Genomic DNA, 5,711 nt, shown 5'->3' on the forward strand with positions numbered 1-5,711 from the left:
TGTTATCTCAAAACCATACAGTGGACGCAAACACCAACAAACAATCAGCCAACAAACCTCAAAAAAAATATGTAAGCCTTCGGACTATTAGTACCAGTCAACTCCACGGGAATTCCCCGCGTCCATACCTGGCCTATCAACCCCATCATCTATAGGGATCCTCACACGTTCAAAAAACGCTAGGAAATCTCATCTCAAAACAGGCTTCCCGCTTAGATGCTTTCAGCGGTTATCCCTCCCGAACGTAGCCAATCAGCCATGCACCTGGCGGTACAACTGACATACCAGAGGTTCGTCCGTCCCGGTCCTCTCGTACTAAGGACAGCCTTTCTCAAATTTCCAACGCGCGCAGCGGATAGGGACCGAACTGTCTCACGACGTTCTGAACCCAGCTCGCGTACCGCTTTAATGGGCGAACAGCCCAACCCTTGGGACCAACTCCAGCCCCAGGATGCGACGAGCCGACATCGAGGTGCCAAACCATGCCGTCGATATGGACTCTTGGGCAAGATCAGCCTGTTATCCCCGAGGTACCTTTTATCCGTTGAGCGACGGCCATTCCACAATGTACCGCCGGATCACTAGTCCCGACTTTCGTCCCTGCTCGACCTGCCAGTCTCACAGTCAAGCTCCCTTGTGCACTTACACTCAACACCTGATTGCCAACCAGGCTGAGGGAACCTTTGGGCGCCTCCGTTACTTTTTAGGAGGCAACCGCCCCAGTTAAACTACCCATCAGGCACTGTCCCTGACCCGGATCACGGGCCGAAGTTAGACATCCAGAGCGACCAGAGTGGTATTTCAACAACGACTCCACCAACACTAGCGTGTCAGCTTCACAGTCTCCCACCTATCCTACACAAGCCACACCGAACGCCAATACCAAACTATAGTAAAGGTCACGGGGTCTTTCCGTCCTGCTGCGCGAAACGAGCATCTTTACTCGTACTGCAATTTCGCCGAGTTCATGGTTGAGACAGTAGGGAAGTCGTTACTCCATTCGTGCAGGTCGGAACTTACCCGACAAGGAATTTCGCTACCTTAGGATGGTTATAGTTACCACCGCCGTTTACTGGGGCTTAAATTCTTAGCTTCGCCCAAAAGGGCTAACCAATCCTCTTAACCTTCCAGCACCGGGCAGGAGTCAGTCCATATACATCGTCTTACGACTTCGCATGGACCTGTGTTTTTGATAAACAGTCGCTTCCCCCAATTCTCTGCGACCCATACACGCTCCCCACCGCATAGGTGGATCACGCTCAAGGCTCCCCTTCTCCCGAAGTTACGGGGACATTTTGCCGAGTTCCTTAACCATGATTCTCTCGATCGCCTTAGTATTCTCTACCTGATCACCTGTGTCGGTTTGGGGTACGGGCGGCTAAAACCTCACGTCGATGCTTTTCTCGGCAGCATAGGATCACCAAATCCCCCAAAAAAGGGGTCCCATCACGTCTCAGGCTAACACCGGCGCATTTAACAACCGGATACCCTACACGCTTAGACCACGACAACCATCGCGTGGCTTGGCTACCTTCCTGCGTCACACCTGTTAATACGTTTACCTCAAAAAATTGGGTCCTGCAATCCACCACAAGCTCCCCAACACCCAAAAAGGCGAAGAGGTTACAAACGGCTTCTCACAGTTAGCATCAAAAAATCAGTATGGACGGTTTTTTACCGGTACGGGAATATCAACCCGTTATCCATCGACTACGCCTGTCGGCCTCGCCTTAGGCCCCGACTAACCCAGGGCAGATTAGCTTGACCCTGGAACCCTTGATCATCCGGCGCACGGGTTTCTCACCCGTGATTCGCTACTCATGCCTGCATTCTCACTCGCATACCCTCCACCACTGGTTCACACCGCAGCTTCACTGGATACACGACGCTCCCCTACCCAACATATTCAAAAATACATTGCCATAACTTCGGTGGTGTACTTGAGCCCCGCTACATTATCGGCGCAGAATCACTTGACCAGTGAGCTATTACGCACTCTTTCAAGGATGGCTGCTTCTAAGCCAACCTCCTGGTTGTCTAAGCAACTCCACATCCTTTCCCACTTAGTACACGCTTTGGGACCTTAGTTGATGGTCTGGGCTGTTTCCCTCTCGACAATGAAGCTTATCCCCCACTGTCTCACTGCTACGCTCTGACTTACCGGCATTCGGAGTTTAGCTGACGTCAGTAACCCTGTGGGGCCCATCGGCCATCCAGTAGCTCTACCTCCGGCAAGAAACACGTAACGCTGCACCTAAATGCATTTCGGGGAGAACCAGCTATCACAGAGTTTGATTGGCCTTTCACCCCTATCCACAGCTCATCCCCCCAGTTTTCAACCTAGGTGGGTTCGGTCCTCCACGACGTCTTACCGTCGCTTCAACCTGGCCATGGATAGATCACTCCGCTTCGGGTCTAGATCCTGCCACTCAAACGCCCTATTCAGACTCGCTTTCGCTACGGCTTCCCCACACGGGTTAACCTTGCGACAGAACACTAACTCGCAGGCTCATTCTTCAAAAGGCACGCTGTCACCCCAAAAGGCTCCAACGGCTTGTAAGCACACGGTTTCAGGTACTATTTCACTCCCCTCCCGGGGTACTTTTCACCATTCCCTCACGGTACTGATTCACTATCGGTCACTAGAAAGTATTTAGACTTACCAGGTGGTCCTGGCAGATTCACACGAGATTCCACGAGCCCCGTGCTACTCGGGTGGCCAACAAGCGGTCAAACACATTTCGGTTACAGGACTCTCACCTTCTCCGGCAGCCCATCCCAAGGCCTTCACCTACATGCTTGAACATCACTTCGACAGTCGATTGAAACTGCCACGCTGACTCCCACAACCCCCATGATGCAACCCTCAACCGGTATCACACACCACAGGTTTAGTCTCTTCCGCTTTCGCTCGCCACTACTCACAGAATCATATTTTATTTTCTCTTCCTGAGGGTACTGAGATGTTTCACTTCCCCCCGTTCCCTCCAACCAGCCTATACATTCAGCTGGTGGTAACAAACCATGATGGCTTGCTGGGTTTCCCCATTCGGAAATCCTCGAATCACAGTCCTGTTATCGACTCCTCGAGGCTTATCGCAGATTCACACGTCCTTCATCGGCTTCTAGTGCCAAGGCATCCACCGTGTGCTCTTATTAACTTACACACAGAAATATTTCAAGATGTCATTTACTTGACTAACTAAGTTACAAATCAAAAGAATCAAAGAAAATACTAGAAACAACACCCAAAAGATGTTGAATTAGGATTATTTCTTCAATCTTTAGAAGATGCTCGCGTCCACTATACAGTTTTCAAACAACAACCCACCCACACCAGCAGAAAAACCATCACGGTCCTATCCACCAATGCGCCAGGCATACCATTGAGACCAACAAGAAACCTTGTTGCCTCAAAACCCAACAACACACCAAAAAACAATACTGAAACTCTCCACCACAACCAACCCAAAGGCCAGCTGCAACCTGAACTCATATTCCACCCATGAGCAAACCACCTGTTCAACACTCGTGAACAGAGATGGCCAACTATCTAGTTGTGCTCCTTAGAAAGGAGGTGATCCAGCCGCACCTTCCGGTACGGCTACCTTGTTACGACTTAGTCCCAATCGCCAGTCCCACCTTCGACGACTCCCTCCCACAAGGGGTTAGGCCATCGGCTTCGGGTGTTACCAACTTTCGTGACTTGACGGGCGGTGTGTACAAGGCCCGGGAACGTATTCACCGCAGCGTTGCTGATCTGCGATTACTAGCGACTCCGACTTCATGGGGTCGAGTTGCAGACCCCAATCCGAACTGAGACCGGCTTTTTGGGATTAGCTCAACCTCACAGTATCGCAACCCTTTGTACCGGCCATTGTAGCATGCGTGAAGCCCAAGACATAAGGGGCATGATGATTTGACGTCATCCCCACCTTCCTCCGAGTTAACCCCGGCAGTCTCCTATGAGTCCCCACCATTACGTGCTGGCAACATAGAACGAGGGTTGCGCTCGTTGCGGGACTTAACCCAACATCTCACGACACGAGCTGACGACAACCATGCACCACCTGTATACCAGCCCCGAAGGGAAACCCCATCTCTGAGGCGGTCTAGTATATGTCAAGCCTTGGTAAGGTTCTTCGCGTTGCATCGAATTAATCCGCATGCTCCGCCGCTTGTGCGGGCCCCCGTCAATTTCTTTGAGTTTTAGCCTTGCGGCCGTACTCCCCAGGCGGGGCACTTAATGCGTTAGCTACGGCGCGGAAAACGTGGAATGTTCCCCACACCTAGTGCCCAACGTTTACGGCATGGACTACCAGGGTATCTAATCCTGTTTGCTCCCCATGCTTTCGCTTCTCAGCGTCAGTTACAGCCCAGAGACCTGCCTTCGCCATTGGTGTTCCTCCTGATATCTGCGCATTTCACCGCTACACCAGGAATTCCAGTCTCCCCTACTGCACTCTAGTCTGCCCGTACCCACTGCAAACCCGGGGTTAAGCCCCGGGCTTTCACAGCAGACGCGACAAACCGCCTACAAGCTCTTTACGCCCAATAATTCCGGACAACGCTCGCGCCCTACGTATTACCGCGGCTGCTGGCACGTAGTTAGCCGGCGCTTCTTCTGCAGGTACCGTCACTTTCGCTTCTCCCCTGCTGAAAGAGGTTTACAACCCGAAGGCCGTCATCCCTCACGCGGCGTCGCTGCATCAGGCTTGCGCCCATTGTGCAATATTCCCCACTGCTGCCTCCCGTAGGAGTCTGGGCCGTGTCTCAGTCCCAGTGTGGCCGGTCACCCTCTCAGGCCGGCTACCCGTCGTCGCCTTGGTGAGCCGTTACCTCACCAACAAGCTGATAGGCCGTGAGCCCATCTAAAACCAGTACAAAATCCCTTTCCACCAACACCCCATGCGAGGGTTGGTCGTATCCGGTATTAGACCCCGTTTCCAAGGCTTATCCCAGAGTTAAAGGTAGGTTACTCACGTATTACTCACCCGTTCGCCACTAATCCGCCCAGCAAGCTGGGCTTCATCGTTCGACTTGCATGTGTTAAGCACGCCGCCAGCGTTCGTCCTGAGCCAGAATCAAACTCTCCGTTAAAAATCTCTTTAATCGAGTAGCTTGATAATTTTCTGTATCTCATTGAAATGAGCCACCAAAGGATCACGGGGTGATCCTCCTCCTGTGCTTAATAGGAGCAAAATGTGGTGACTCAAACTGTCAATCTGAAACCATCTGATTATCAAATTCGCGCTCTCCCGACACCGTGAAGTGAAGGTTGAACGACTTTGTATTAATTATTTGGTATCAGTTCAAATCCAAAACCAACGGTCCAACGAATTGTGTTGAACTTTAGTGTTAGTTTGGACGAAAGAATCATTATTTGTTCTTTAGTGCGTTATTGAGTTTTCAAACAACAAACCGCATCACATCATATTCACACACGAAGCGTGTTCATGAACTGTTTTGTGATCAGTCATCAAATGGTGTTTTGTTGTTACCCTTTTGTTTGGGCAACTCGTCTAGTCTATCGCGTTTCCTGCAGGTTGGCAACTCGTTTTTGCGTGATGCCGACCACACCGTTTGTTGTTTAGATTTTCGCTTGTCCTTCAAATGATCAGTAGATGATCTTCTCGGTGACTGCGAAGGCTCTTGTTCTTCAAGCAGTGGGAAACACTATGTGATTAGGCGTTTTGTCGCTCCGTGGCCTT

Annotated in this window: 2 rRNA genes; both read right to left on the reverse strand. The window is 51.1% G+C overall.

Annotation, left to right across the window (positions count from 1 at the left end):
• Positions 1-67 precede the first annotated feature (67 nt).
• Positions 68-3,167, reverse strand: a 23S ribosomal RNA gene (locus VVR27_RS11465).
• A gap of 403 nt (positions 3,168-3,570) precedes the next feature.
• A 16S ribosomal RNA gene (locus tag VVR27_RS11470) occupies positions 3,571-5,100 on the reverse strand.
• The 16S and 23S rRNA genes sit together here, the layout of an rRNA operon.
• Positions 5,101-5,711: the final 611 nt, after the last annotated feature.

This window comes from Rothia sp. LK2492, from assembly GCF_040946345.1.
Taxonomy (GTDB): Bacteria; Actinomycetota; Actinomycetes; order Actinomycetales; family Micrococcaceae; genus Rothia; species Rothia endophytica.